We start from the raw sequence: 24,130 nt of genomic DNA, 5'->3' as shown, positions 1-24,130 counted from the left end.
ATGTCTGACAGGAGGTTAACGGAGGCGCTAGTAGCCCAAGGCCACTGCAGATTGCACGAACACTATCACAGCAGGATGTTTATGAGTTACGTTGTCTCTGTTGGGGCATTTGAAAGGCAGGAGAGCGCGCGCAACACTACGCAACCCGCAGTCGCGGAGGTAGTCGATAGCTCTCATCAGAAGGCCTCCGCGTCGGACTCCTCGAAGGCTATGGCTAGCGAAATGCTCGCGGTGCCGGGGGAAAGTTGCCGACTCGAAGTCCTGATTGTCCTAGGCTCTGTACGAAATCCCGAGAAGCCCAATCGGCGCGCTTCGGAAGCTGAAATTCTGTAGGGTTCCCGGCCATCTACGGAAAGGCATTCTGTGATGGAAAAGCGTTACGAACTTTCGGATGAGGCCTGGACTGTGGTCGCCGATCTCCTCACTGAATCCCATGGCCGGGGCGGCCCCGCCTGAGCGACCGCCTGATGCTTGATGGCGTGCTCTGGATACTCTGCTCGAGCGGTGCGTGGCGAGATATGCCGAAACGCTTCGGCCCATGGTCAACGGTGTATCAACGATTCCGGGGTTGGCAAAACCAGGACACATTCGATCAGATGCTCAAACGCTTGCACCTGAGACTTAATGAGCAAGGCTTGATCGATTTGCAAACTTGGAGGATCGATTCAACCGCTGTACGCGCAACCCGAGCCTCTTCTGGCGCCAGGAGAAAAGGGGGCCTGACGAGCCAGCCGATCACGCTCTAGGCCGCAATCGCGGTGGCCTGACAACCAAAGTTCACATGCTCTGCGACGCCAACGGGACATCGTTGCTGGACGAAGTCAGCATCCCGTCGAGCCAACGTGGCCGCCCGCGAAAACGCTGCAAGTGGTTGCTTGCCGACAAGGGCTACGACGCCGAAGCGCTGCGCCGCTACTGCGACCAATATCGAATGCAACCCGTCATCCCGATGCGCTCGATGAAGCGCAAGCCCACGCCTGGCTTACCCAGACTGTTTGATCGCCCCAAGTATCGGCAGAGCAACATCATCGAGCGCATGTTTGGCTGGCTGAAAGAGAACCGTCGAATCGTAACTCGTTTTGACAAGCTCGCGAAAAGCTACGCCGCCATAGTCTCGCTGGCTTGTTCCATGCGCTGTTTGCGACATCTCTTTTCGTACAGAGCCTAGCAGCCGTAGTATAGGGAGAGAGTGGTTACGATGGGGATGAAAAATGATGGGCGAGCACAATTCTCTTTGAATGCTGGCGTTCAAACGGTGACTTCGCCGGACTGTTCCCGCCTCCAGACGATAGGTGAGAGTAGAAACACCGCAATAAGAAAAGCTACTTGCGATAGATAGAACGGCGCCGGCCACTGCTGTTTCAGTGCGACGTAATAGGTGTTATGAGCCACGTCAGCCAAAATAATTGTCGCTGTGAGGATAATTCCCATCCTTGGTTTTATGAAAAGGAGCACTGCCGCCAGCGGGTCAAAAAAAGTCAGCCCCCCCAGAAAACGCGGCTAGCCCAATAGGCACTGTCCCCATAGCCGTAGTCCCAGAACAACCCATGCAGAATATCTGCTCGGACGTGATTGGCGGTCGCGATCAAAAGGCAAAAGGCGAACAACACTCGGATGGCGAATGACAACCTTGGCATAGCTTGATCTACTCTGGTTAAGTGATCCTATGGTAACGGGATCAACCAACGTCGACAGCAATGGCTAATGGTAAAGATGAGTTCACCAGACGCTTACAAAGCGGTGTACTGGAATAGGTGTCCATCAATGGGTAGTGAACATGCGAGCTATCCGCTTGGGGAGAACCGCCAAAATAATTGCCGTGGCTTTCAGGGCTCGAATCACAGGGTTGCAGGTGAAAACTGCATTGGCACTGTTTTATCTACGCGCCTACGGCTGGTCAGTATTTCGGTGCATGGCACGGGCTTCGCCCGGTTTGCGGGCAAGCACTAATGCCGTTCAGTTAACGTTTGCCGGCTGGGTTGGGGCTGCTTTGCAGCCCTTCGCGGGCTTGCCCGCTCCCACAGGGATCGCGCTAGCTTTTAGAATTTGAGCGAGACAGTTGCTCATACAGGTACGGGGTAATTTTCCGGGTAGCGATACCTGTCCGACTGCCCGGCTGTGCATGCTTTGAAAAGCTGCTCCGAAGTATCTTGAAAAGAACTCGTGGGGAGGGGGAACTGCGTTGCAGGGCACAGTTCAGCGGTGGCGCAAGAATTGCCGGGGCCGCCTTGCGGCCCTTTCGCGACACAAGGCCGCTCCTACAAAAGGCGGGAACATTCGAGCATCGCGCTCACATTCGGGCCTTAATGTTCACGAGGCGACTTCAAGCTGAATTAGTGCCGATCTTGCAATCATTCACGGCCTGTCGAGAGGCTCTGGAATGAACCCCTGCTCCCTCAGTGCCTTGATGACGCCACGCACCAGATAATTGTTGGAAAAGCCAATGGTGTATTGCCTCGAACCTGGGTTGATTGGCAGAAGCATGCCTTGCTCTACCAGGTTCTTGATCTGATAAGTCCGCTGGTTAGCCGTGAGCGTGGGGAGTGCCTCGGCAATGTCACTCGACTTCACGACCTTCATCTTTATGACGCTGACCAGAATCTGCTCCTCGGTCTCGGTGATCCACTCCCGGCTGCGTGCAAAACTCACCGCCGGTAACAGAATGCACTTCGTGAGGTAGCCATAGTCGGTGAGCTTGTCCACCTTCTCCAACTCATCACGGATGCCCTGCAGCACATAGGTACACCATGCCTCCAGCCCTGCTGTGGTGCCAGTATCAGCAAGCCCCAGCATGGTGTAGTACTTGTCCCGGTCATTGCAGAACACCGCTGTGGGGTTGAGTACCCGACCACCCGTGTTCACGTTGAAGCCGTACTTCATCAACAGCGCGTAGGTAAGCAGCCTTACCACCCGCCCATTGCCATTGCCGAATGGGTGAATCCAACCGAAACGGTGGTGCGCCAGGGCGACCTTCATCAGCGCGTATTTAGGGGAATCGTCGCGATTGATGAAACTGACCAATTCCTGCATGTACTGCGGCACCAGCACACCTTCCGGAGGTAGATGCTCCGCCTGGGCGATCCTGACCGCCCCTTCCCGGTAGGCGCCTGGCGTTTTATCGCCCTCACGCTGCAACCCAAGTACGGTCATGGCGTGCAGTTCTCGAATCGTATGCTCTGTCAGGTCTGCACCGGGCTCGATCACTTCTTCGATGTAATCCATCGCCTTCTCGATGTTGGCAATTTCCATCAACTGGTCGGTGCTCTGGGCTTTCCCTTCGACCTTGCTGTCGATGTAGTCGGCCAGCGTGGTGTGGTTGCCCTCGATTCGAGCAGACCCCAAGCTCTCCAGGGTGTGGAACAGCGCCTTCAACTGAAAGAACACCTGAGGTGGAGTGTCCCCTTCCAGCCTCAGCCGGCGCAGAAACTCGAGCTCGGCCAGAACGTCAACCAGCGGCGAGTCGAAGGACGGGTTCAGTAGCTGCAGGTCGTGGTGAGAAAACTGGGGCATCTCAAAATTATCTCTAAACGGGAAAAACATTATCTAGAAAAATTTCGGTTCTCACCCAGTAAACACTGGCAAAAACCTGAACCACAGCTAACCATTATCTAAAAAGGCGTGCAACCCTAAGTGGAAAACTGCGAACCATGAAGTCAAAAACACGCAGATCCATGGGGAAAAAAGCGGGAACAAAAAAGCCCGCGCAAGGCGGGCTTCTATTGGTGCCAGGTAGCGAGAAATCGCCATAGGCCAACTGATTCTGGTGCCGGAGACAGGAATCGAACCTGCGACCTTCGCGTTACGAGTGCGCTGCTCTACCGACTGAGCTACACCGGCGTGTAGCGCAACGTACCATTGCTCGCACCCGTTACGCAAACCCCTGTTTCCCCTGACTTATTGCCCTACCCTCAAGGCGCCTTGCACCCCTTCGGCGCCAGGTCTTCCTCGATGTCGGTCGTACACGCCCACCCGGTAGCCGAACGCGTCAGGGTCAGTGCCTTGCCCAGCACAGTGGCCGGCGCATCCACCAGCGTGCAAACGATGCTCCCGCTGCCATCCGCCGCCTTGCCACTAGCCGTGATCGCACAGTGCGCCGTCGCCGGCTGGCCACCCAGCGCGGCCACATCCGCCACATCCTTGCCGTCATTCAACCGCAGGTCCATCGCCGTCTTCAGCGCGCTGATCTCCAGCAACCCGGCCGCGGCCTTGGAGCGTGACTGGTGGTTGGTGTACATCGGTAAGGCGATGGTCGCCAGAATGCCGATGATCGCGACGACGATCATCAGTTCGATCAGGGTGATACCGCGTTGCCCTTTCATGAACGTTTTCCTTTTTGATACGCGTACTCGTTGAGGTCAGGCTCGACCCCGGCTGGCAGCGGCGCAGTAGGCCTGAACAGACACCTTTTGTCACCCCTGCCCGCTTGGGCGTCGTCTTCGCTGAACTACTCTAGTGAGCATCACGGACGCGCGCCCTTGCATGGACGCGGCAAGCTGTTTCCAGGCTTGTCGCACGGGCAGAAAAAGGACCTTTGCATGACCCCATCTACACGCCTCTACACCTGGTACGGCACCGACGCCAACGGTATGCCGGTCAGCGGCCAAACGCCCGGGCACAGCCCGGCCTATGTGCGTGCCGGGCTGATCCGCCAGGGCATCAGGGTAGCCAGCTTGCGGCCTGCCGGCGGGCTGGCGTTCAGTTTGCCGAAACGGCGGGAGAAGGCCGACCCGGCGGGGTTCAGCCGGCAGCTGGCGACCTTGCTCAAGGCCGGGGTGCCGCTGCTGCAGGCGTTCGAGGTGATGGGGCGCAGTGGCTGCGATGCGGCGCTGGCGGCATTGCTGGAGAGATTGAAACAGGATGTGGCCTCGGGCCTGGGGCTGGCGGATGCGTTGCAGCGCCACCCGGGTTGGTTCGATGCGTTGTACTGCAACCTGGTGCGGGTGGGTGAGCAGTCCGGCACGCTCGACCGGCAACTGGAACAGTTGGCGGGCATGCTGGAGCAGCGTCGGGTGCTGCACAAGAAGGTGCGCAAGGCGATGATCTACCCGCTGCTGCTGTTGCTGACGGGGCTGGGGGTGTCGGCGATTTTGTTGCTGGAAGTGATTCCGAAATTCGAGAGTATGTTCTCTGGCATGGGCGCGGCGTTGCCGGCTTTCACCCAATGGGTGATCGACTTGTCCACAGGGCTGAGCCGGTTTGCGCCGCTGTTGCTGGTGATGGGCGTGGTACTGGGTTTTGCCATGCGCCAGCTCTACCGGCAGCACGCGCCAGCGCGCCTGTGGATATCTCGCCGGGTGCTGGGCTTGCCGGTGTTCGGCACGCTGCTGGGGCAGGCGGCGCTGGCGCGGTTTGCGCGTAGCCTGGCGACGTCCTACGCCGCCGGGGTGCCGTTGCTGGATGCGCTGGGCACGGTGGCCAGGGTCAGTGGCGGCGACCTGCATCAACAGGCGGTGTTGCGGCTGCGCCAAGGCATGGCCAATGGGCAGGGGCTGCACCAGGCGATGGCCGCTGAGCCGCTGTTTCCACCGCTGTTGGTGCAACTGACGGCCATTGGGGAATCCAGTGGCACGCTGGACCAGATGCTGGAAAAAGCCGCCAGCCATTACGAGGAACAGGTCAGCCAGGCGCTGGACCAGTTGACCAGCCTGCTGGAGCCGGCCATCGTGCTGGTCCTGGGCCTGCTGGTGGGCGGCCTGGTGGTGGCGATGTACCTGCCGATCTTCCAGTTGGGTAGCTTGATCTGAACATGACTCTATGGACTTTACTGGCTGAGCAGCCGGCGTACTTCCTCACCCTGGCCGGCGTGCTCGGCCTGCTGGTGGGCAGCTTTCTCAATGTGCTGGTGTACCGCCTGCCGATCATGCTGGAGCGGCAATGGCAGCGTGAGGCGCAGGAAATGCTGGAATTGCCGATCACGCCGCACGAGCGTTTCGACCTGTGGCTACCCGCCTCGCGCTGCCCGCATTGCGCGCATCGGATTCGCGCGTGGGAGAATATTCCGGTCATCAGCTACCTGGCCTTGCGCGGGCGTTGCTCAGCCTGCAAAACCCGCATCAGCCCGCGCTACCCGTTGGTGGAGGTGGCCAGCGCGCTGCTGTCGCTGGTGGTGGCCTGGCGCTTTGGTGCTTCGCCCGAGGCCTTGCTGGCACTGCCGCTGACCTGGTGCCTGCTGGCCCTGAGCCTGATCGATGCCGAGCACCAATTGCTGCCGGATGCGCTGGTGCTGCCGACGCTGTGGCTGGGGCTGATCGTCAACGCCTTCGGGCTCTACATTCCGCTGACCAGTGCGCTGTGGGGCGCGGTGGCCGGGTACCTCAGCCTGTGGACGGTGTACTGGCTGTTCAAGCTGGTTACCGGCAAGGAAGGCATGGGCTATGGCGACTTCAAACTGATGGCGCTGATCGGGGCCTGGGGGGGCTGGCAGGTGTTGCCGTTGACCCTGCTGCTGTCGTCAGTGGTGGGGGCGCTGGCGGGGCTGTGCCTGCTGCGTCTGCGCCGGCATGCGATGGGTACGGCGATCCCGTTCGGCCCTTATCTGGCGATTGCGGGGTGGATTGCCGTGCTCTGGGGTGATGAAATATACGCTTCATACACACAACTGCTTGGATTCTGATGACCACTGCGGCCTTTACTCCCTGGATTCTCGGCCTGACCGGCGGCATTGGTAGCGGCAAGAGCGCCGCTGCCGAGCGTTTCGTCGAGCTTGGCGTGCATCTGGTCGATGCCGACCAGGCGGCGCGCTGGGTGGTCGAGCCTGGCCGCCCGGCCCTGGCCAGCATCGTCGAGCGCTTCGGTGCCGGCGTGCTGCAGGCGGACGGCCAACTCGATCGTGCCGCCCTGCGCCAGCTGATCTTCGCCGACCCGGCGCAGCGCAAATGGCTGGAGCAATTGCTGCACCCGCTGATCGGGCAGGAAATTTTCAGCTACCTGGCCAAGGCGCAGTCGCCCTATGCGGTGTATGTGTCGCCGCTGCTGATCGAGTCGGGGCAGCACCAGAAAACCCAGCGGGTGCTGGTGATCGATGCGCCGCAGGAGCTGCAGGTGGCGCGTACCCTGGCACGTGACAACACCAGCGCCGAGCAGGTGCAGGCCATTCTCAAGGCCCAGCTGGCCCGCGAGGAGCGCCTGCGCCATGCCGATGATGTGGTGGTCAATGACGGCGACCTTGCCGCGCTGCATGAGCAGATTGACCGCCTGCACCACTTTTACCTGACTTTACGAGGAGGCCAGCCATGAGCCAGCCATTGACCGTCGATTGCCCGACCTGTGGCGCACCTGTGGAATGGCACGAGAAAAGCCCGTTCCGGCCGTTCTGTTCGGACCGCTGCAAGCTGATCGACCTGGGGGCCTGGGCGGCTGAGGAGCACAAGATTCCGGGGGCGGAAGACTCCGAGGATGAGCTGTATTCAGGGGACCTGGAGCCGCGGCATTGAGCCGATAGCAAGGTGGCTGTGCGGGCCTATTCGCGGGCATGCCCGCCCTCATAGAACAACACATAAATCATTGATTTAGCAGAATTTTGTGGGAGCGGGCGTGCCCGCGAAACGGCCAACGCGGTGTATGGCACCGGCTCCGCCGGTGTTCGCGGGCACGCCCGCTCCCACAAGGGACTGTGAAAGCTCTCGAACATTGTTCCCTGTGCGACAGCGCAGCCCAAAGGGCTAGGTAATCTCCCACACAATCACCGCTCATCCTCCTTCCACGGCGCCTGCAGATACCGCGTGCGGTTGAAGGTTTCCAGCCACTCCGGGCAAAACACCACCAGCGCACTGATCACCGTGCCGTTGATGAACGCTTCGGGGAACATCATCAGCCACAGGTAGCCGACAAAGTCGCTGAGCCACTCCGGCATGGCGAAGCGCCCGTCCAGCCACAACAGCCCCAGCCCGACTGACAGGCAGGCCAGCACCGTCAGTGCCGCCGGGAAGAACCCTGAACAGAAGATATACACAAACAGGTTTCGCGGCTGGGCGCGCTCGACCGCTATCGCGCACGCCTCCGCTATCAGCACCGGCAGGCCAACCAGCAACAAGCCATTCACCCCCAGCGCCGCCAGGTCCTGGCGCCCCAGCACCAGCAAGCCGAGCTGGGCCATGAACCCACCCAGTACCGCCAGTGGCCAGTCCAGCAGCAGCGTGACCGCCGTCATGCCGATGAAGTGGTACGACACCCCGGTATCGAAATCGCGCCGCACCAGCCACAGCGCAAACAGGCAGAACACCGTGCCAAACAGCAGATGCTGGCGGCGCCGGTCAGTGAACAGCTCAACCCAGCCAACCCGGCTGACCGCCCAGACCAGCAACGGCACATAACCCAGCCAGCCAAGCGTAAGGGTGGTGCCGGACAACACCTGCGCGCTGATCACCTGACGAATGCCCCTTGCAGCCATGTGGATAAAGCGAGTCTACACCCATTCTCCGTTTCATTCGGTTGCGCTAGGCTGGCGCCTTCATACGATGCAGGAAGCATTGCTCATGCCGGAAGGAATCAACCTCGCCCTGCTGCTGGCAGCAGCCCTCAACGCCATCATCGGCGTACTTCACCTGGCCATCATCGCCGTCGGGCCGCGCTGGTACCGGTTGTTCGGCGCCGGTGAGCGCATGGCCGTGGCTGCCGAAAAGGGCCGCTGGTACCCGGGGCTGATCACGGCAGCCATCGCCTGCGTGCTGCTGGCCTGGTCGGCCTATGCGCTGTCAGCTGCCGGGGCCATCGGCCGGCTGCCCCTGTTGCTACCGGCCATCTGCCTGATCACCTTGGTGTACCTGGTGCGTGGCCTGTTGGGGCCCCTGTTGCTGGCGGGCACCGGGCGTTCGCGGCGTTTCATCGTGGTCAGTTCGCTGATCTGCCTGGGGTTTGGCCTGGTGCATCTGCTGGGGGTGGTGCAGCAATGGCCGGTGCTGAGCTGATTTCTGCGCACAAACAGCATCTTATCGTCATCGATTAGCGGCTAAGCTTGTCTGCATGGATGACTCAGACTACCTGCGCCTGCTTACCATCCAGGCGGAGCAAGCCAATGCCTTTCTCTCCAACGCCCGCAAGTGGGAGCGGGAGCGTTGGGTGTGCCAACGCCTGTTACAGGGGCTGAACATCCCCTACCGCAGCGAGGACTTCACCCCGGCCGGGCAGGAACCACCCGACGTGCTGTTCCGCGACGCGGCTTTCGAGGTGTTTTTCGTGCTCGACGAGGGCCGCCGGCTCAACGATGAATGGCGCGAAGAACTGCAACGTCGGCGCAGTGCGTTTTCCCTGGCGCAGCTGGTACGCCGCGAAGCGCGCCCGCGGCGCATCAGTGCCACCGAGCTGCTGGGGCGCCTGGCGCCGACCTTGCGCAAGAAGGCGCACAACTACCGGGAGCGCGGGCTGGAGCTGAACGAGCTGGACATCATCGCCTTCGCCAGCCTCAAGCGCGAAGTACTCGACCTCAATACCCACTTCCCGCCGCCCACCGAATACCTGCGCCAGGGCTGGCGCTCGCTGTCGCTGGTTGGGCCGACCTTTGCCCGGGTGCTGTTCGCCCACCCCGACGCGCCAGACTTCCTGCGTGGCAACCTGGGCCGCAGCATTGTTTTCGACGTGGGCATCAGTCTTTGATCCACTGCAGCGAGTGTTTGCGATGGCGTACACTCGGCGCCAGAGATAGAAAGCCTTATCATTTGTTTCAAGCGCTTGCGTGAACGCTGTAGCGTTTACGCAGTCACAAACGTCTACCTGACGAGGCCCCACCATGACCAGCCGCCTGAATCCGGAAGATCAGCGTCGTGTCGATGAGTATCTGCGAGCCCCCCAGCACCAAGTCGAGCGCAGGCCCTTCCGGCCGTGGCTGCTCCTTGTGCTGGTGGTGGCCGTGACCATCGGGTTGGGTCTCATCAGCCGCCTGCTCAGTGGACTGGTGCTATGAGCTGCTTCGCGCTCGCCCTCCCCTCGTGCAGTTTGCGGCCGGCCCCCGGGGCCACGAATTCCGTAAACCTTATGAGATATCCCCATGACTCATCGCATCGTGATTGTCGGCGGCGGCGCCGGCGGCCTGGAACTGGCGACCCGCCTGGGTAAAAGCCTGGGCAAGCGCAAGCAGGCCGAAATCACCCTGGTCGACGCCAACCTCACGCACATCTGGAAACCGCTGCTGCACGAAGTGGCCGCCGGCTCGCTGAACTCCTCGGAAGACGAACTGAACTACGTGGCCCAGGCCAAGTGGAACCACTTCAACTTCCAGCTGGGGCGCATGAGCGGCCTGGACCGTGAAGGCAAACAGATTCAACTGGCCGCCACCCTCGATGAAGAGGGCCGCGAGCTGCTGCCTGCGCGCACCCTGGGCTACGACACGCTGGTCATTGCCGTGGGTTCCAACACCAACGACTTCGGCACCCTGGGCGCGGCGCAGCACTGCCTGTTCCTCGACACCCGCAAGCAGGCCGAGCGTTTCCACCAGCAGTTGCTCAACCACTACCTGCGTGCCCATGCCGGTGATGTGGCCAGCGAGAAAATCAGCGTGGCCATCGTCGGTGCCGGTGCCACCGGTGTGGAACTGGCAGCCGAACTGCACCACGCGGCCCACGAACTGGCGGCCTATGGCCTGGACCGCATCCAGCCCAAGGACATGCACATCACCATTATCGAGGCGGGCCCGCGCGTTTTGCCGGCGCTGCCAGAGCGCATCAGCGTGCCGGTGCACAAGACCCTGGAAAAACTCGGGGTGAAGGTGATGACCAACGCCGCCGTCAGTGAAGTGACCGAGGATGGCCTGAAAACCAAAGACGGTGAAGTGATCCAGGCCAGCCTGAAGGTGTGGGCGGCAGGTATCCGTGCGCCGGGTTTCCTCAAGGACATCGATGGCCTGGAAACCAACCGCATCAACCAGCTGGTGGTGCGCCCTACCCTGCAGACCACCCGCGACGACAACATCTTTGCCTTCGGTGACTGCGCCGCCTGCCCGCAACCAGGTAGCGACCGCAACGTGCCGCCACGCGCCCAGGCGGCGCACCAGCAGGCTTCGATGCTGGCGCAGAGTTTGAAGGCGCGGCTGGAGAACAAGCCGCTGCCGACCTATGAGTACAAGGACTACGGTTCGCTGGTGTCGCTGTCGCGCTTCTCGGCGGTGGGCAACCTGATGGGTAACCTGATGGGCAGCGTGAAGCTGGAGGGCTGGCTGGCGCGGATGTTCTATGTGTCGCTGTACCGGATGCACCAGATGGCGTTGTATGGGTTCTTCCGCACGGCGTTGATGATGCTGGGTAGCAAGATTGGCCGGGGTACCGAGCCGCGCCTGAAATTGCACTGACAGGCACTTGCTCCTACAGGCACGGCACTGCCCTGTAGGAGCAGCCTTGTGCTGCGAAGAGGCCATTAGCGCCACAGAAAATCTTTTGTCGTACCGACCCCTTCGCAGCACAAGGCTGCTCCTACAAGGGGTTGTGTTGCTGTGCGGAGCAGGCAAAAAAAGGGCATCTCATTGGAGATGCCCTTTTTTTCATGGTGGGTCGTGTAGGATTCGAACCTACGACCAATTGGTTAAAAGCCAACTGCTCTACCAACTGAGCTAACGACCCGGAAAATGGTCGGGGTGAGGGGATTCGAACTCCTGACATCCTGCTCCCAAAGCAGGCGCGCTACCGGACTGCGCTACACCCCGTGATACTTAAAGAAAAAGGGCATCTCGCTTGAGATGCCCTTTTTACATGGTGGGTCGTGTAGGATTCGAACCTACGACCAATTGGTTAAAAGCCAACTGCTCTACCAACTGAGCTAACGACCCGGAAAATGGTCGGGGTGAGGGGATTCGAACTCCTGACATCCTGCTCCCAAAGCAGGCGCGCTACCGGACTGCGCTACACCCCGAGATTGGCTCCGCGACCTGGACTCGAACCAGGGACCCAATGATTAACAGTCATTTGCTCTACCGACTGAGCTATCGCGGAACTGAACTTCGGTACATCTTTACAGCTTCGAAGCTTGTGTTAGCTTCGGTCTCTTTGGCTATCCGCTTTCGCGTTGCAGCTGCTGAGGCCGGCTATTCTACATTCTTCGTTTTGCTTGTCAACCACTTTTTTTCATTCAACTTACTGATTTGTAAGTTGTTTTGCGGTCACTGATGTTGCTGGTGATTCGCTTAGTGCCTGACAACGCGGCGTATATTAGGGGCACTCGTTTTTAGATGCAAGCAAAAATTTCAAAAATTTCAGCAGGTTATCCAGGAAGGCTGGAAAGACCCGGATTTGCTGGGGCGGTGCCGGCCTCTTCGCGGGTAAACCCGCTCCCACAGGTACTGCACAGGCCTTTGAGCGGTAGGTAATCCTGTGGGAGCGGGTTTACCCGCGAAGGGGCCGGCACAGGCAAAAAAAAGCCCCGCAGATGCGGGGCTCATGGTGCAACAAATCAGCCAAAGACGATTTCGTCGCCTTCCACCTTGGCGGTAATCGCCGTCCCCGGCATGAACTTGCCTGCCAGGATCAACTGCGCCAACGGGTTTTCGATCCAGCGCTGGATCGCCCGCTTCAGCGGCCGTGCGCCGTACACCGGGTCGTAACCCACGGCAATCAGCTTGTCCAACGCCTCCGGGCTCAGGCTCAGCGACAGTTCGCGTTCCAGCAGGCGGCTGCGCAGGCGGCCCAGCTGGATTTCGGTAATGCCGGCAATCTGCTCGCGGCCCAGCGGCTCGAACACCACCACTTCGTCGATACGGTTGATGAACTCCGGACGGAAGTGCGAACCCACCGCATCCATCACCGCCGCACGCTGTGCCTCGCGGTCACCCACCAGTTCCTGGATCTGCGCCGAGCCCAGGTTGGAGGTCATCACGATCACGGTGTTGCGGAAGTCCACGGTGCGCCCGTGGCTGTCGGTCAGGCGGCCGTCTTCCAGCACCTGCAGCAGCACGTTGAACACATCCGGGTGGGCCTTCTCCACCTCGTCCAGCAGCACCACCGAGTATGGCTTGCGCCGTACCGCCTCGGTCAGGTAACCGCCCTCTTCATACCCGACATAGCCTGGTGGGGCGCCGATCAGGCGAGCCACGGAATGCTTCTCCATGAACTCGGACATGTCGATACGCACCATCGCCTCTTCGGTGTCGAACAGGAACTCGGCCAGCGCCTTGCACAGCTCGGTCTTGCCCACCCCGGTCGGGCCAAGGAACATGAACGAACCACTCGGCCGGTTCGGGTCGGACAGCCCGGCACGCGAACGGCGCACGGCGTTGGCCACGGCGGTTACCGCCTCGCTCTGGCCGATCACGCGCTGGTGCAGCAGCTCTTCCATCTTCAGCAGCTTTTCACGCTCGCCTTCGAGCATCTTGGCCACCGGAATACCGGTCCACTTCGACACCACTTCGGCAATTTCTTCCTCGGTGACCTTGTTGCGCAGCAACTGGTTCTCGGTCTTGCCGTGCTGGTCGACCATCTGCAGGCTGCGCTCCAGGTCCGGGATCACCCCGTACTGCAGCTCGGCCATGCGGCTCAGGTCGCCTTTGCGACGGGCGGTTTCCAGCTCCTGGCGGGCCTGTTCGATCTTTTGCTGGATCTGCGCCGAGCCTTGCACCTCGGCCTTCTCGGAGGCCCAGATTTCTTCCAGGTCGGCGTATTCACGCTCCAGCCGCTCGATTTCCTCGGTCAGCTTCTCCAGGCGTTTTTTCGCCGCTTCGTCTTCTTCCTTCTTCAGCGCCTGCGATTCCACCTTCAGCTGGATCAGGCGGCGGTCGAGGCGGTCGAGCACTTCCGGCTTGGAGTCGATCTCCATGCGGATGCGGCTGGCTGCTTCGTCGATCAGGTCGATGGCCTTGTCCGGCAGCTGGCGGTCGGTGATGTAGCGGTGGCTGAGCTTGGCCGCAGCGATGATGGCGCCGTCGGTGATGGCCACCTTGTGGTGCACTTCATAGCGCTCTTTCAGGCCACGCAGGATGGCAATGGTGTCTTCCTCGCTCGGCTCTTCGACCAGCACCTTCTGGAAGCGGCGCTCCAGGGCTGCGTCCTTCTCGATGAACTGGCGGTACTCGTTCAGCGTGGTGGCACCAACGCAGTGCAGCTCGCCACGGGCCAGGGCCGGCTTGAGCATGTTGCCAGCGTCCATGGCGCCCTCGCCTTTGCCGGCGCCGACCATGGTGTGCAGTTCGTCGATGAACAGGATGATCTGCCCTTCCTGCTTGGACAGCTCGTTCAGCAGGCCTTTGAGGCGCTCTTCGAACTCACCACGGTACTTGGCACCGGCAATCAGCGCGCCCATGTCCAGCGCCAGCAGGCGCTTGCCCTTCAGGCCGTCAGGCACTTCACCATTGATGATGCGCTGGGCCAGGCCTTCGGCGATGGCGGTTTTACCTACGCCTGGCTCACCGATCAGCACCGGGTTGTTCTTGGTACGGCGTTGCAGCACCTGCACGGTACGGCGGATTTCGTCGTCACGGCCGATCACCGGGTCCAGCTTGCCTTCTTCGGCACGCTTGGTCAGGTCGACGGTGTACTTGTCCAGCGCCTGGCGCGATTCCTCGGCATTGGCGTCGTTGACGGCCGCGCCGCCACGCAGGTTGTTGATGGCGTTTTCCAGGGCTTTCTTGCTCACGCCCTGGCCCAGCAACAGCTTGCCGAGCTTGCTGTTCTCGTCCATGGCGGCCAGCAGCACCAGCTCGCTGGAAATGAACTGGTCGCCCTTCTGCTGGGCCAGGCGGTCGGCCTGGTTGAGCAGGCGCGCCAGGTCCTGCGACATGTTCACGTCGCCGGTGGGGTTCTGGATTTTCGGCAGCTGGTCGAGTTCTTTCACCAGCGCCTGGCGCAGGCTGTTGATGTCGAAGCCCACCTGCATCAGCAGCGGCTTGATCGAACCGCCCTGCTGTTCGAGCAGTGCCTGCAACAGGTGCACGGGCTCGATGGCGGGGTGGTCCATGCCAACGGCCAGGGATTGGGCATCGGATAATGCAAGCTGCAGCTTGCTGGTCAAACGGTCTATTCGCATGGGGTACCTTCCTTTAAAGGGCAGGTCGGAGCGATGGACAGCGCCTGTTTATGAAGAAACCTGCCTGAGATGACCTTATAGATAAGGCTGATTCTGGAAGATTCAAGCGTAGCGGGGTTGACCGAAGTCAACCTGTTGGGTTGGCGCCGGGCCATTCGCGGGTGAACCCGCTCCCACAGGTCCTGCACCGCTCTCAAGGCCTGTGATTAGCCTGTGGGAGCGGGTTTACCCGCGAAGAGGCCGGTACAGGGCTAGCGCGGTTCCAGCCACACCAGGGAAGCAAAACGCCCACCCTGCGGGGTACGCCGATAGGAGAAGAACCGCTCATCGCTGACCGTGCACAAGCCACCGCCATGAACAGCAGTCACCCCACGCGCCGCCAAACGGATACGCGCCAGCTCATAGATGTCGGCCATCAGCTTGCCCGGCCGGGCACCATCGACAAACGCCCTGCCCGCTTCCGGGTGCGCCGCCGTAAAGGCGTCACGCACTTCCAGCCCCACTTCGAAGGCCTGCGGGCCAATCGCCGGCCCCAACCACACCAGTACCTCTTCGGGCGGCAGTGCCAAGCGATCCAGGGTGGCTTCCAGCACACCACCGGCCAGCCCACGCCAGCCAGCATGCGCCGCCGCCACGCGGGTACCGGCCCGGTCGCAGAACAGCACAGGCAGGCAATCGGCAGTCATCACGGTGCAGGCGATGCCAGGCTGGTCGGTCCAGCTGGCATCAGCCTCGGCCACCACGGCCGGATTGGCATCCGCCACCACCAGCCCGTGCACCTGCTTGAGCCAGGCCGGCTGGATGGCGAATTCGTCGCTCAGGCGACGGCGGTTCTCGGCCACCGCGGCAGGGTCGTCCCCTACATGGTCACCAAGGTTGAAGGTTTCATAGGGCGGCAGGCTGATACCGCCCTGGCGGGTGGTGACACAGGCGCGCACCGAGGCCGGAGCAGGCCAGTCGGGGAACAGCAGCGACTGCGTCAGGCCACTCATCCGATAAAGCTCTCGCGGTCCTGGTTCAGCAGCGACAGCAACCAGACGAAGTCATCCGGCAGCGGCGATTCCCACTTCATGACTTCACCGGTAATCGGGTGAGCCAATGCCAGGAAGCGTGCATGCAGTGCCTGGCGCGGGAAGGTTTTCACCGCCTCGACCATGGTCGGGCTGGCGGCCGGCGGAATGCGGAAGCGCCCGCCGTAGGTCTGGTCGCCGACCAACGGGAAGCCAACGTGAGCCATGTGCACGCGAATCTGGTGGGTACGGCCGGTTTCCAGCTTGACCCGCACGTGGGTGTGCGAGCGGAAGCGCTTGAGCACACGGTAGTGGCTGACCGCCGGCTTGCCGCCGTCGGTGACCGCCATGCGCTGGCGCATGCCGCCGTGGCGGCCGATCGGGGCATCGATCTTGCCGCCGGCAGTGACCACGCCAATCACGATGCACTCATAGATGCGGCTGACCTTGCGCGCCTGCATCTGCTCGACCAGCCGGGTCTGCGCCTGCAAGGTCTTGGCCACTACCATCAGGCCGGTGGTGTCCTTGTCCAGGCGGTGGACGATACCGGCGCGCGGTACGTTGACGATGTCAGGCACGTGGTGCAGCAGTGCATTGAGCAATGTCCCGCTGGCATGCCCGGCGGCCGGGTGCACAACCAGCCCGGCAGGCTTGTTGATCACCATGATATGGTCGTCTTCGTAGACGATATCCAGCTCGATATCTTCGGCGACCCACTCGCCCTGGGCCTCTTGCTCGGCCTCCAGGACAAGTTGCGAGCCACCATAGACGAGGTCTCGAGGGCGCACCACGGCACCATCGACCGTCAGGCGGCCTTCTTTGATCCACGAAGTCAGCCGGGAACGCGAGTACTCGGCGAACAATTGGGCGGCGACCTGGTCGAGGCGTTGACCGCCCAGTTCGGACGGCACCTCTGCGCTAAGTTGAATGATCTCGGACATGCTCGATTCGGCGGGCGCACAGCCTTTGGTTTCGGCTGCGAGCTTGTGGTTAAATACGACTTCTTTTGTCCCGGGGTTGGCCGGGGCGCTCATCATAACAGGACGGCACCGCCCAAGACAGCGGCCGTCAAAGGGACGCAAGCCGCCATGCAAGTGAAACACCTGCTGCTGATCGCCATCCTCGGGCTCACCGCGGCCTGTTCCTCCAATAAAGAAGTGATTGACGAGAACCTCAGCGAGGCCGAGCTGTACCAGCAGGCGCAAGCTGACCTGGACAATTCCAGCTACACCAGTGCCGTGAACAAGCTCAAGGCCCTGGAGTCGCGCTACCCGTTCGGCCGCTATGCCGACCAGGCGCAGCTCGAGCTGATCTACGCCAACTACAAGAACGCCGAGCCCGAGGCTGCCAAGTCGGCCGCCGAGCGCTTCATCCGCCTGCACCCGCAGCACCCGAACGTCGACTACGCCTACTACCTCAAGGGCCTGACTTCGTTCGACCAGGACCGTGGCCTGGTGGCGCGCTTCCTGCCGCTGGACATGACCAAGCGTGACCCGGGTGCCGCACGCGACTCGTACAACGAGTTCGCCCAGCTGACCAGCCGCTTCCCCAACAGCCGCTACGCGCCAGACGCCAAGCAGCGCATGATCTACCTGCGCAACCTGCTGGCCTCGTACGAAATCCATGTGGCCGACTACTACCTGAGCCGCCAGGCCTATGTAGCCGCTGCCAACCGTGGCCGCTACGTGGTGGAGAACTTCCAGGAAACCCCATCGGTCGGCGACGGCCTGGCGGTGATGGTCGAGGCGTACCAGAAGATGCACCTGGACGAACTGGCCGCCACCAGCCTGGAAACCCTCAAGCTCAACTACCCGGACCACCCGAGCCTGGTCGATGGCGAGTTCCAGCCCAAGCAGACCGAGTCTGACGGCCGTGGCTGGCTGTCCAAGGCCACCCTGGGCCTGATCGAAACCGACACCCCGCTGCCGCCGGGCGAAACCCGCGCCAACCAGGACGTGGTCAAGCAGTTCCAGGACGCACGCGACGAGATGCCGCGTGAGCTGCTGCCGACGGACGAGAACGGTGATCCGATCGTGCCGGAAGGGCCGAAGGAAGCCGAGAAGGACCGCTCCTGGTTCAGCTACATGACCTTTGGTCTGTTCGACTGATACGCAGCGGTACATGAAAGGGAGGCCTTGGGCCTCCCTTTTTTATTGGCCGCGTCCTAGACTGTCGGCTTCTTCAACCGACAAGCTGGACACCATGGTTCGCCTACTTTTCTGGATCGCCCTGATCGCCGCCGCGTTCTGGCTGTGGCGCAAGTTCAAAGCCAGCCAACAGTCGCACCCCGAGGCCAAGCTGGATGCGCCGCTGAAGATGGTGCGCTGCGCCCATTGTGGCGTGCACCTGCCCAATGACCGGGCGCTGCAGCAGGGCAACGAGTGGTATTGCAGCCAGGCACACCTGCAACAGGGCCCAGGCCGCCAGAACTGAACACAGTACCCTGTGGGAGATGGCCCCGCGTACCCTGTGGGAGCGGCTTTAGCCGCGAAGAATCCAACGCGGTGCATGGCACCGGCTGCGCCGGTGTTCGCGGCTAAAGCCGCTCCCACAGGTTGTGTGGTGAATCCTGACTTCACTTATCCCTCCCCGACCCTTTCGCACCATTTGCGACCCCACCCCCGCCGCCAGCATTGACCCACCTCGGCAAAACTCGCTAAATCCTATTTATCCGCATAAATATGAAAAATAGAGAAATGCTCAAACCCAAACGCAAACGCCAGAAGCTGTCCGATGTGATCGTCGAATCGGTAAAACGCTCGATCGTCACCGAAGCGCTGCACCCCGGCGACCGCCTGCCCACCGAGCGTGAGCTGATGGAACATTTCGAATGCTCCAAGGGTACCGCCCGCGAAGCGCTCAAGGCCCTGGAGGTCGAGGGCCTGGTCAGCACCCGCACCGGCCCGAGCGGCGGCGCCTACCTCAATGAAGTGGGCACTGAACCTGCCAGCCGCGCGCTGCGTAACTACCTGCATTTCCAGCACCTGGACGGCGAACAGGTTTACCAGCTGCGCAAGGTCATCGAGGTGGAGCTGGCGGTATCGGTCATGGGCAAGCTGAGCGAAGCCGACTACGCCGCGCTGCAGGCCAACATCGATTTCTGCAGCGCCCCGGAAGACAGCGAGGAAGGCCAGCGCGAACAGCGCCTGGCAGAGCTGGAATTCCACACCCTGCTGGCCGACCGCTGCCCCAACCCGTTGCTGCGTTTCATGGCGGTGTTCCTCAACGACCTGCTGCGCGACCTGGTGGTGCTGAAAAAGGCATACCTGCCCAAGCGCCAGCAGTTCGCCGCTGCCAACATCGCCTACCACAAGCAATTGCTCATCGCCCTGCGCGCCAGCGACGAGCCCGCCGTACGCCGGCTGATGCACGAACACATGTGCGACGCCGAACACCACATGACCGCGCTGGAAGGCGAGGTTGCCCGCAACTTCCTGCTGGAGTTCGAACACCACCACTGATCCGCCGGGAAAGAGGCCTGCACACAGGCCCGGCCGTACCCGCTTTGTCATTGCCACTCCTGCCTAATAACCACAACCAAGGAGTTACTCATGCAAAGACGTACCCTGCTCAAGGCAGGCCTTGCCCTGGGTGCCTTAGGGAGCCTCCCCCTGGGGGCGCACCGGGCATTCGCCGACCAACCATTGACCTTCTATGGGCTCAAGTCCATGTCTGGCGCCTTCGCCAGCTACGGCAAGTACGCCGACATGGGCTCGCGCCTGGCCATCGCCGAATACCCGCAACTGCTCGGCCACCCGCTCAAGTACAAGGTCATCGATACCGAAGGCAACGCCGGCAAGGCGGTGCGCAAGGTGCAGGAAGCCATCGGCCAGGATGGCGCCCGCTTCTTCCAGGGCTGCACGCTGTCGTCCTCGGCTCTGGCGGTGTCGAAGGAAATCCACAAGGCCGGTGGCGTGTTCATGACCCCGGTCGGCGCCGACGAAATCACCGGCAAGGACTGCAATGCCTCGACCTTCCGCTGGTCGGTGCCCACCTACGGCGCCATCCGCGAAACGCTGGTGCCGATGATCCGTCAGCTGCCACAGGCCAAGCGCTGGTACACCATCACCCCGCAATACGTGTTCGGCGATGCCCTGCTGGACAACGCCCGCAAGGTGTTCGCCGAGCTCGGCGTGGAACACATCGGCAACAGCTACCACTCGCTGCAGGAGCAGGAGTTTTCCGGCTACCTGACCAACGCCATCGCCGCCAGGCCCGACGTGCTGGTGCTGCTCAACTTCGGCAGCCAGGCGTCCAACGCCCTGCGCCAGGCAGTGAACTTCGGCATCAAGGAGCGCATGAAAGTGCTGATTGTGTGGTCCGCCGGCCTCGACCAGTTCCAGGAGCTGGGCAGCGACGTGCTCGAAGGCGTGTACCTGGGCGCACAGTACTGGCACCAGGTCGATACCCCTCTGAACAAGCAGCTGGTCGCTGCCACCCGCAAGGCCTATGGCATCAACCCCAACTACCCGCTGGCGGCCGACTACATAGGCACCAAGGTCATGCTCGAAGCCATCATCAAGGCCGGCAGCCTTGATGGCGCCGCCGTATCCGCGGCGTTGCAGGGCATGCGCTTCCAGGGCCCTACCGGCGAAGAACTGATCCGCCCGGGCGACCACCAGGTGCTCAAGGATTACTACTTGCTGCGCGGCAAGCCCCAGGGGCAGATGCGCGACGAGGACGACCTGGCCGAAGTCATCAGCTCGGGCCGCTCGTTCGTCGAAGTCGACCACACCGGTTGCGCCCTGGCCTGAAGCCACGGCGTCAGTCACAAACACTCGTACAGGCAGCCGCAACGCGCGCTGTCGAGGGCACGCTCATGCTCGATTTGTACCTGTTCCAACTGCTCAACGGCCTGGGCCTGGGGATGATCTACTTCCTCATCGCCGTGGGCCTGACGATCATTTTCGGCCTGCTCAACTTCGTCAACTTCGCCCACGGCGCGTTCTTCTTGCTGGGCGCCTACCTGTGCTACACCGCCGTCGCCATTACCGGCAACTTCTGGCTGGCCCTGCTGATCGCACCACTGGTGGTGGCGGCGCTGGCCTGGGCGGTCGAGCGCCTGTTGATCAAGCGCATCTACCACCTGCCCCACACCTTCCAGATCCTCGTCACCCTCGGTATCGCGCTGATCATCCAGGAAGCCTCGGTACTGATCTGGGGCCCGGTGGGCAAGAACATTGCCGTGCCGCCGGAGTTGCGCGGGGTGCTGATCATCGGTGACTTCATCTACCCCTACTACCGGCTGTTCCTGATCGGTTTCGCCGCGCTGATCGGCCTTGGCCTGTGGCTGCTGCTGGAGCGCACCCGCTTCGGCGCCCTGGTGCGGGCCGGCAGCGAAAGCACCGAAACCGTGTCGCTGCTGGGCACCAACATCTTCCGCCTGTTCTCCCTGACCTTCGCCCTGGGCGTGGGCCTGGCCGGCGTGGCGGGCGTGCTGTTCGCACCGCTGCGTGGCGCCCAGCCCTTCGTCGGCCCGGAAATCCTCGGCATCGCCTTCGTGGTGGTGGTGATCGGCGGCATGGGCTCGTTCGGCGGTGCCCTGGTCGGCGGCCTGCTGGTGGGTGTGGTGCAAAGCATGATGACCAGCCTCTGGCCGCAAGGCGCCAGCCTGATGATCTACGGCGCCATGGCCGCAGTGATCCTGGTCCGCCCCTATGGCCTGTTCGGGAGAGCTTGAGATGAGTGAGAAAAACCCTTTGCCGGTCGCCAAGGGCCGCGCCCCGGCCCTGCTGTTGCTGGTGGTCGCCAGCCTGGTGGCACTGCCGCTGCTGCTGCCATCGGCCACCCTGGCCACCGAGATCCTGATCTTTGCCCTGGCGGCGCTGGCCTGCAACCTGCTGCTCGGCTACACCGGCCTGCTGTCGTTCGGCCAGGGCATCTTCTTTGGCGTAGGCGCCTATGGCGCGGCGCTGCTGATGATCCACCTGCAGTGGGGCATGTTCGCCGCGCTACTTGGCGCAGCCGTGTTCGGTGCCTTCCTGGCGCTGCTGGTAGGCGCCCTGGCGATCCGCCGCACGGGTATCTACTTCGTCATGCTGACCCTGGCCTTCAGCCAGATGGCCTACTTTCTGGCCTACACCCTCAGCGGCTGGACCGGCGGTGACAACGGCCTGCTCGATGTGCCCCGGCCCAACATCGAAATCGCCGGCCATGTGCTGGTCGACCTGGCCGACCCACGGCACTTCTATGTGTTCGTCGCGGTGCTGTTCCTGCTGATCTTTGCCGGCGCCCTGCGGGTGATCCGCTCGCCATTCGGCAGCACCCTGCTGGCGATCCGCGAAAACGAGACCCGCGCCGCAGCCATCGGCTACGACACCCGCCACTTCAAGATCCTGGTGTTCATGCTGTCGGGCGCCATCACCGGTATCGCCGGGGCGCTGTACGCCATGCTGCTGCACTTTGCGCCGCTGTCGAACATCGACCTGATGATGAGCGAGAACATCCTGATCATGACCATCGTCGGCGGCACCGGCTCGCTGTTCGGCTCGCTGCTGGGGGCCGGCGCCATCGTGCTGCTGGGCGATGTGCTGTCGGAGCTGTGGCCGCGCTGGCTGATGCTGCTGGGGGTGATCCTGATCCTGGTGGTGGTGTTCATGCGTGGCGGGCTGTGGGGCGGCCTGGCCGAACTGGGCAAGCGCCTGCTGGCTAACCGCAATGCCAATGACAAACCCCAGGCCAAGACCAAGGAGACCCTGTGATGAGCGACTACCTCCTGGAAACCCGCCAGCTGGAGCTGGCCTACGGGCCGTTCAAGGCGGTTGCGGGTGTCGACCTCAAGGTTCGCGCCGGCTCCATCCACACCATCATCGGCCCCAACGGCGCCGGCAAGACCAGCCTGTTCCACTGCCTGACCGGCGAGCGCCAGGCCACTGCGGGCAAGATCCTGTTCAACGGCCAGGACATCATCCGCAAGCCGTCCCACGGGCGCGTGGCGCTGGGCATGGCCCGTTCGTTCCAGCTCACCAGCCTGTTCCAGAACCTGTCGGTGCGCGAGAACCTGCGCCTGGCCGCCCAGGGCCGCGATGGCCTGGGTGCGCTGAACTTCTGGCGCAGCGTCGAGCACAAGCGCAGCCATTGGGACACCGCCGACCAGGTGCTGGAGCGCCTGAAGCTTGCCGCCCGCGCCGAGACCCTGGCCGGCGAGCTGTCGCACGGCCAGCAACGGGTGCTGGAGGTGGGTATGTCGATCTGCGCCAAACCCACCCTGCTGATGCTCGACGAACCCACTTCGGGCATGGGCATCGACGACATACCGGTGATGACCGATCTGATCAGCGACCTCGGCCGCGACCACACCGTGCTGCTGATCGAGCACAACATGAGTATCGTCATGTCGATCAGCCAGCGCATCACGGTGATGAGCCACGGCCAGATCCTGGTCGAGGGTACCCCTGAACAGGTGCGCAACGACGAGCGTGTCCGCACCGCCTACCTTGGAGAGGCCGCCTGATGCTCAACGTCGATTCGATCCATTCCTACTACGACAAGAGCCATGTGCTCGAAGGCGTCTCGCTCAAGGTCGAAGCTGGCGAACTGGTGACCCTGCTGGGGCGCAATGGCGCCGGCAAGACCACTACCCTGCGCAGCATCCTCGGCATCGTCCGCCCACGGCAGGGGCAGATCAGCTTCAACGGCCAGCAGTTGGTCGGCCGCGAAATCTTCGATATCGCCCGGCTCGGCATTGCCCTGGTGCCGGAGCACCGCGGCATCTTTCGCCAGCTCAGTGTGGAAGAGAACCTGAGGATTGCCGTTCGCAAGGACAGCCGCTGGCAGCTGGAAGACGTGTACAGCATGTTCCCGCGGCTGAAGGAACGGCGCCGCAACGGCGGTTTCGCCCTGTCCGGCGGCGAGCAGCAGATGCTGGCCATCGCCCGCGCCCTGCTCAACGGCCCCAAGCTGCTGATCCTTGACGAGCCCACCGAAGGCCTGGCCCCGGTGATCGTCGACGAACTGGTGAGGATTCTGCGGCGGATCAAGGACGAAGGCCTGTCGATTCTGCTGGTGGAGCAGAACCTGATGGTCTGCGACGCCCTCGCCGACCGCCACTACGTGCTGGAACAGGGCCGCGTCGCCTACCAGGGCAGTGCGGCGCAGTTCCGCGAGGACCCGAGCATCAAGAACCGTTACCTGGCCCTGAGTGCCTGATACAGGCCTCGTTTACCTGTACTGGCCTCTTCGCG

General features: G+C 62.2%; 22 protein-coding genes, 6 tRNA genes and 1 pseudogene. 17 read left to right on the top strand and 12 right to left on the bottom strand.

All coding sequences use genetic code 11. The features are described 5' to 3' along the window. Positions 1-366: 366 nt before the first annotated feature. Positions 367-1,168 (top strand): annotated as a pseudogene (locus tag A4C63_RS25145) (IS5 family transposase). A gap of 1,187 nt (positions 1,169-2,355) precedes the next feature. Here the strand turns inward: A4C63_RS25145 and A4C63_RS01105 are convergent. The 3 genes from A4C63_RS01105 to A4C63_RS01095 form a co-directional block, all read right to left on the bottom strand. Continuing rightward, on the bottom strand, positions 2,356-3,510 hold the full coding sequence (locus tag A4C63_RS01105) for a Fic family protein (protein WP_063911741.1): 1,155 nt from the start codon (positions 3,508-3,510) through the stop codon (positions 2,356-2,358). 251 nt (positions 3,511-3,761) lie between these two features. After that, positions 3,762-3,837 (bottom strand) — tRNA-Thr (locus A4C63_RS01100). 71 nt (positions 3,838-3,908) lie between these two features. After that, complete coding sequence (locus A4C63_RS01095) at positions 3,909-4,319, bottom strand: pilin (RefSeq protein WP_046616195.1); 411 nt, start codon at positions 4,317-4,319, stop codon at positions 3,909-3,911. 216 nt (positions 4,320-4,535) lie between these two features. On the opposite strand from A4C63_RS01095, the gene A4C63_RS01090 reads away from it, so the two are divergent. From A4C63_RS01090 to yacG, 4 genes are read left to right on the top strand one after another with little or no spacing between them, the layout of a single operon-like run. Further along, entirely contained in the window at positions 4,536-5,744 is a 1,209-nt protein-coding gene (locus A4C63_RS01090; protein WP_063911155.1) for a type II secretion system F family protein, read from the top strand. Positions 5,745-5,746: 2 nt separating this feature from the next. After that, positions 5,747-6,613 carry an A24 family peptidase gene (locus A4C63_RS01085; protein WP_063911154.1) on the top strand — a complete coding sequence of 289 codons (867 nt, stop codon included), beginning with the start codon at positions 5,747-5,749 and terminating at the stop codon, positions 6,611-6,613. Then, positions 6,613-7,236, top strand: coding sequence for a dephospho-CoA kinase (gene coaE, locus A4C63_RS01080; protein ID WP_063911153.1), 624 nt, complete (start codon positions 6,613-6,615; stop codon positions 7,234-7,236). The genes A4C63_RS01085 and coaE overlap by 1 nt, the downstream gene beginning before the upstream one ends. Next, positions 7,233-7,433, top strand: coding sequence for a DNA gyrase inhibitor YacG (gene yacG / locus A4C63_RS01075; RefSeq protein WP_063911152.1), 201 nt, complete (start codon positions 7,233-7,235; stop codon positions 7,431-7,433). The genes coaE and yacG overlap by 4 nt, the downstream gene beginning before the upstream one ends. A gap of 248 nt (positions 7,434-7,681) precedes the next feature. Here the strand turns inward: yacG and A4C63_RS01070 are convergent, their stop codons facing one another. Continuing rightward, the gene (locus A4C63_RS01070) at positions 7,682-8,389 is read right to left on the bottom strand and encodes an energy-coupling factor ABC transporter permease (protein WP_063911151.1); all 708 of its coding nucleotides are present in this window, start codon (positions 8,387-8,389) and stop codon (positions 7,682-7,684) included. 85 nt (positions 8,390-8,474) lie between these two features. Here A4C63_RS01070 and A4C63_RS01065 point away from each other — a divergent pair, with 85 nt between their 5' ends. The 4 genes from A4C63_RS01065 (at position 8,475) to A4C63_RS01050 (ending at position 11,278) form a co-directional block, all read left to right on the top strand. Further along, on the top strand, positions 8,475-8,906 hold the full coding sequence (locus tag A4C63_RS01065; protein WP_063911150.1) for a hypothetical protein: 432 nt from the start codon (positions 8,475-8,477) through the stop codon (positions 8,904-8,906). A gap of 55 nt (positions 8,907-8,961) precedes the next feature. Then, a complete protein-coding gene (locus tag A4C63_RS01060; protein WP_013970766.1) occupies positions 8,962-9,591 on the top strand; it encodes a DUF1780 domain-containing protein in 630 nt (209 codons plus the stop codon). Positions 9,592-9,724: 133 nt separating this feature from the next. Next, positions 9,725-9,898: a DUF3094 family protein gene (locus tag A4C63_RS01055; protein WP_013970765.1), complete on the top strand. Its 174-nt coding sequence runs from the start codon at positions 9,725-9,727 to the stop codon at positions 9,896-9,898. An 84-nt stretch (positions 9,899-9,982) separates the two neighbouring features. After that, on the top strand, positions 9,983-11,278 hold the full coding sequence (locus tag A4C63_RS01050) for an NAD(P)/FAD-dependent oxidoreductase (protein WP_063911149.1): 1,296 nt from the start codon (positions 9,983-9,985) through the stop codon (positions 11,276-11,278). Positions 11,279-11,470: 192 nt separating this feature from the next. On the opposite strand, the gene A4C63_RS01045 is transcribed toward A4C63_RS01050, so the two are convergent. The 8 genes from A4C63_RS01045 to rluD all read right to left on the bottom strand — a co-directional run bounded on the left by A4C63_RS01045 (position 11,471) and on the right by rluD (position 16,888). Next, positions 11,471-11,546: transfer RNA gene (locus A4C63_RS01045), tRNA-Lys, on the bottom strand. Positions 11,547-11,552: 6 nt separating this feature from the next. Next, positions 11,553-11,629 (bottom strand) — tRNA-Pro (locus A4C63_RS01040). A gap of 47 nt (positions 11,630-11,676) precedes the next feature. Next, a tRNA-Lys gene (locus A4C63_RS01035) sits at positions 11,677-11,752 on the bottom strand. A 6-nt stretch (positions 11,753-11,758) separates the two neighbouring features. After that, positions 11,759-11,835, bottom strand: a tRNA-Pro gene (locus A4C63_RS01030). A 4-nt stretch (positions 11,836-11,839) separates the two neighbouring features. After that, positions 11,840-11,915 (bottom strand) — tRNA-Asn (locus A4C63_RS01025). A gap of 457 nt (positions 11,916-12,372) precedes the next feature. Continuing rightward, on the bottom strand, positions 12,373-14,937 hold the full coding sequence (gene clpB / locus A4C63_RS01020) for an ATP-dependent chaperone ClpB (protein ID WP_063911148.1): 2,565 nt from the start codon (positions 14,935-14,937) through the stop codon (positions 12,373-12,375). A 251-nt stretch (positions 14,938-15,188) separates the two neighbouring features. Further along, a complete protein-coding gene (gene pgeF, locus A4C63_RS01015) occupies positions 15,189-15,929 on the bottom strand; it encodes a peptidoglycan editing factor PgeF (protein ID WP_063911147.1) in 741 nt (246 codons plus the stop codon). Beyond that, positions 15,926-16,888 carry a 23S rRNA pseudouridine(1911/1915/1917) synthase RluD gene (gene rluD, locus A4C63_RS01010; protein ID WP_063911740.1) on the bottom strand — a complete coding sequence of 321 codons (963 nt, stop codon included), beginning with the start codon at positions 16,886-16,888 and terminating at the stop codon, positions 15,926-15,928. Before rluD ends, pgeF begins: the two co-directional genes overlap by 4 nt. 147 nt (positions 16,889-17,035) lie before the next feature. Here rluD and A4C63_RS01005 point away from each other — a divergent pair, with 147 nt between their 5' ends. From A4C63_RS01005 to A4C63_RS00970, 8 genes are all read left to right on the top strand, one after another. Beyond that, on the top strand, positions 17,036-18,055 hold the full coding sequence (locus A4C63_RS01005; protein ID WP_063911146.1) for an outer membrane protein assembly factor BamD: 1,020 nt from the start codon (positions 17,036-17,038) through the stop codon (positions 18,053-18,055). Positions 18,056-18,149: 94 nt separating this feature from the next. Then, the gene (locus A4C63_RS01000) at positions 18,150-18,380 is read left to right on the top strand and encodes a PP0621 family protein (RefSeq protein WP_046617024.1); all 231 of its coding nucleotides are present in this window, start codon (positions 18,150-18,152) and stop codon (positions 18,378-18,380) included. 263 nt (positions 18,381-18,643) lie between these two features. Then, positions 18,644-19,408 (top strand): FadR/GntR family transcriptional regulator, encoded by a 765-nt coding sequence (locus A4C63_RS00995; RefSeq protein ID WP_207835496.1) that lies wholly within the window; start codon positions 18,644-18,646, stop codon positions 19,406-19,408. A 90-nt stretch (positions 19,409-19,498) separates the two neighbouring features. Continuing rightward, complete coding sequence (locus A4C63_RS00990; RefSeq protein ID WP_063911144.1) at positions 19,499-20,701, top strand: ABC transporter substrate-binding protein; 1,203 nt, start codon at positions 19,499-19,501, stop codon at positions 20,699-20,701. A 65-nt stretch (positions 20,702-20,766) separates the two neighbouring features. Beyond that, on the top strand, positions 20,767-21,627 hold the full coding sequence (locus tag A4C63_RS00985) for a branched-chain amino acid ABC transporter permease (RefSeq protein WP_063911143.1): 861 nt from the start codon (positions 20,767-20,769) through the stop codon (positions 21,625-21,627). A 1-nt stretch (position 21,628) separates the two neighbouring features. Then, entirely contained in the window at positions 21,629-22,648 is a 1,020-nt protein-coding gene (locus A4C63_RS00980) for a branched-chain amino acid ABC transporter permease (RefSeq protein ID WP_039614951.1), read from the top strand. Next, the gene (locus A4C63_RS00975) at positions 22,648-23,400 is read left to right on the top strand and encodes an ABC transporter ATP-binding protein (RefSeq protein WP_039614950.1); all 753 of its coding nucleotides are present in this window, start codon (positions 22,648-22,650) and stop codon (positions 23,398-23,400) included. Before A4C63_RS00980 ends, A4C63_RS00975 begins: the two co-directional genes overlap by 1 nt. After that, a complete protein-coding gene (locus A4C63_RS00970) occupies positions 23,400-24,095 on the top strand; it encodes an ABC transporter ATP-binding protein (RefSeq protein ID WP_047934069.1) in 696 nt (231 codons plus the stop codon). Before A4C63_RS00975 ends, A4C63_RS00970 begins: the two co-directional genes overlap by 1 nt. Positions 24,096-24,130 lie beyond the last annotated feature (35 nt).

The organism is Pseudomonas sp. p21, assembly GCF_001642705.1.
GTDB lineage: Bacteria > Pseudomonadota > Gammaproteobacteria > Pseudomonadales > Pseudomonadaceae > Aquipseudomonas.
The sequence above is the reverse complement of the archived record's forward strand: the minus strand, read 5'-3'. Positions and strand labels throughout refer to the sequence as shown.

Excerpts from the sequence above, each read along its gene's own strand:
- A4C63_RS01105 (WP_063911741.1), bottom strand. The coding sequence starts at position 3,510 with ATGCCCCAGTTTTCTCACCACGACCTGCAGCTACTGAACCCGTCCTTC.
- A4C63_RS01095 (WP_046616195.1), bottom strand. The coding sequence starts at position 4,319 with ATGAAAGGGCAACGCGGTATCACCCTGATCGAACTGATGATCGTCGTC.
- A4C63_RS01090 (WP_063911155.1), top strand. The coding sequence starts at position 4,536 with ATGACCCCATCTACACGCCTCTACACCTGGTACGGCACCGACGCCAAC.
- A4C63_RS01085 (WP_063911154.1), top strand. The coding sequence starts at position 5,747 with ATGACTCTATGGACTTTACTGGCTGAGCAGCCGGCGTACTTCCTCACC.
- coaE (WP_063911153.1), top strand. The coding sequence starts at position 6,613 with ATGACCACTGCGGCCTTTACTCCCTGGATTCTCGGCCTGACCGGCGGC.
- yacG (WP_063911152.1), top strand. The coding sequence starts at position 7,233 with ATGAGCCAGCCATTGACCGTCGATTGCCCGACCTGTGGCGCACCTGTG.
- A4C63_RS01070 (WP_063911151.1), bottom strand. The coding sequence starts at position 8,389 with ATGGCTGCAAGGGGCATTCGTCAGGTGATCAGCGCGCAGGTGTTGTCC.
- A4C63_RS01065 (WP_063911150.1), top strand. The coding sequence starts at position 8,475 with ATGCCGGAAGGAATCAACCTCGCCCTGCTGCTGGCAGCAGCCCTCAAC.
- A4C63_RS01060 (WP_013970766.1), top strand. The coding sequence starts at position 8,962 with ATGGATGACTCAGACTACCTGCGCCTGCTTACCATCCAGGCGGAGCAA.
- A4C63_RS01055 (WP_013970765.1), top strand. The coding sequence starts at position 9,725 with ATGACCAGCCGCCTGAATCCGGAAGATCAGCGTCGTGTCGATGAGTAT.
- A4C63_RS01050 (WP_063911149.1), top strand. The coding sequence starts at position 9,983 with ATGACTCATCGCATCGTGATTGTCGGCGGCGGCGCCGGCGGCCTGGAA.
- clpB (WP_063911148.1), bottom strand. The coding sequence starts at position 14,937 with ATGCGAATAGACCGTTTGACCAGCAAGCTGCAGCTTGCATTATCCGAT.
- pgeF (WP_063911147.1), bottom strand. The coding sequence starts at position 15,929 with ATGAGTGGCCTGACGCAGTCGCTGCTGTTCCCCGACTGGCCTGCTCCG.
- rluD (WP_063911740.1), bottom strand. The coding sequence starts at position 16,888 with ATGTCCGAGATCATTCAACTTAGCGCAGAGGTGCCGTCCGAACTGGGC.
- A4C63_RS01005 (WP_063911146.1), top strand. The coding sequence starts at position 17,036 with ATGCAAGTGAAACACCTGCTGCTGATCGCCATCCTCGGGCTCACCGCG.
- A4C63_RS01000 (WP_046617024.1), top strand. The coding sequence starts at position 18,150 with ATGGTTCGCCTACTTTTCTGGATCGCCCTGATCGCCGCCGCGTTCTGG.
- A4C63_RS00995 (WP_207835496.1), top strand. The coding sequence starts at position 18,644 with ATGCTCAAACCCAAACGCAAACGCCAGAAGCTGTCCGATGTGATCGTC.
- A4C63_RS00990 (WP_063911144.1), top strand. The coding sequence starts at position 19,499 with ATGCAAAGACGTACCCTGCTCAAGGCAGGCCTTGCCCTGGGTGCCTTA.
- A4C63_RS00985 (WP_063911143.1), top strand. The coding sequence starts at position 20,767 with ATGCTCGATTTGTACCTGTTCCAACTGCTCAACGGCCTGGGCCTGGGG.
- A4C63_RS00980 (WP_039614951.1), top strand. The coding sequence starts at position 21,629 with ATGAGTGAGAAAAACCCTTTGCCGGTCGCCAAGGGCCGCGCCCCGGCC.
- A4C63_RS00975 (WP_039614950.1), top strand. The coding sequence starts at position 22,648 with ATGAGCGACTACCTCCTGGAAACCCGCCAGCTGGAGCTGGCCTACGGG.
- A4C63_RS00970 (WP_047934069.1), top strand. The coding sequence starts at position 23,400 with ATGCTCAACGTCGATTCGATCCATTCCTACTACGACAAGAGCCATGTG.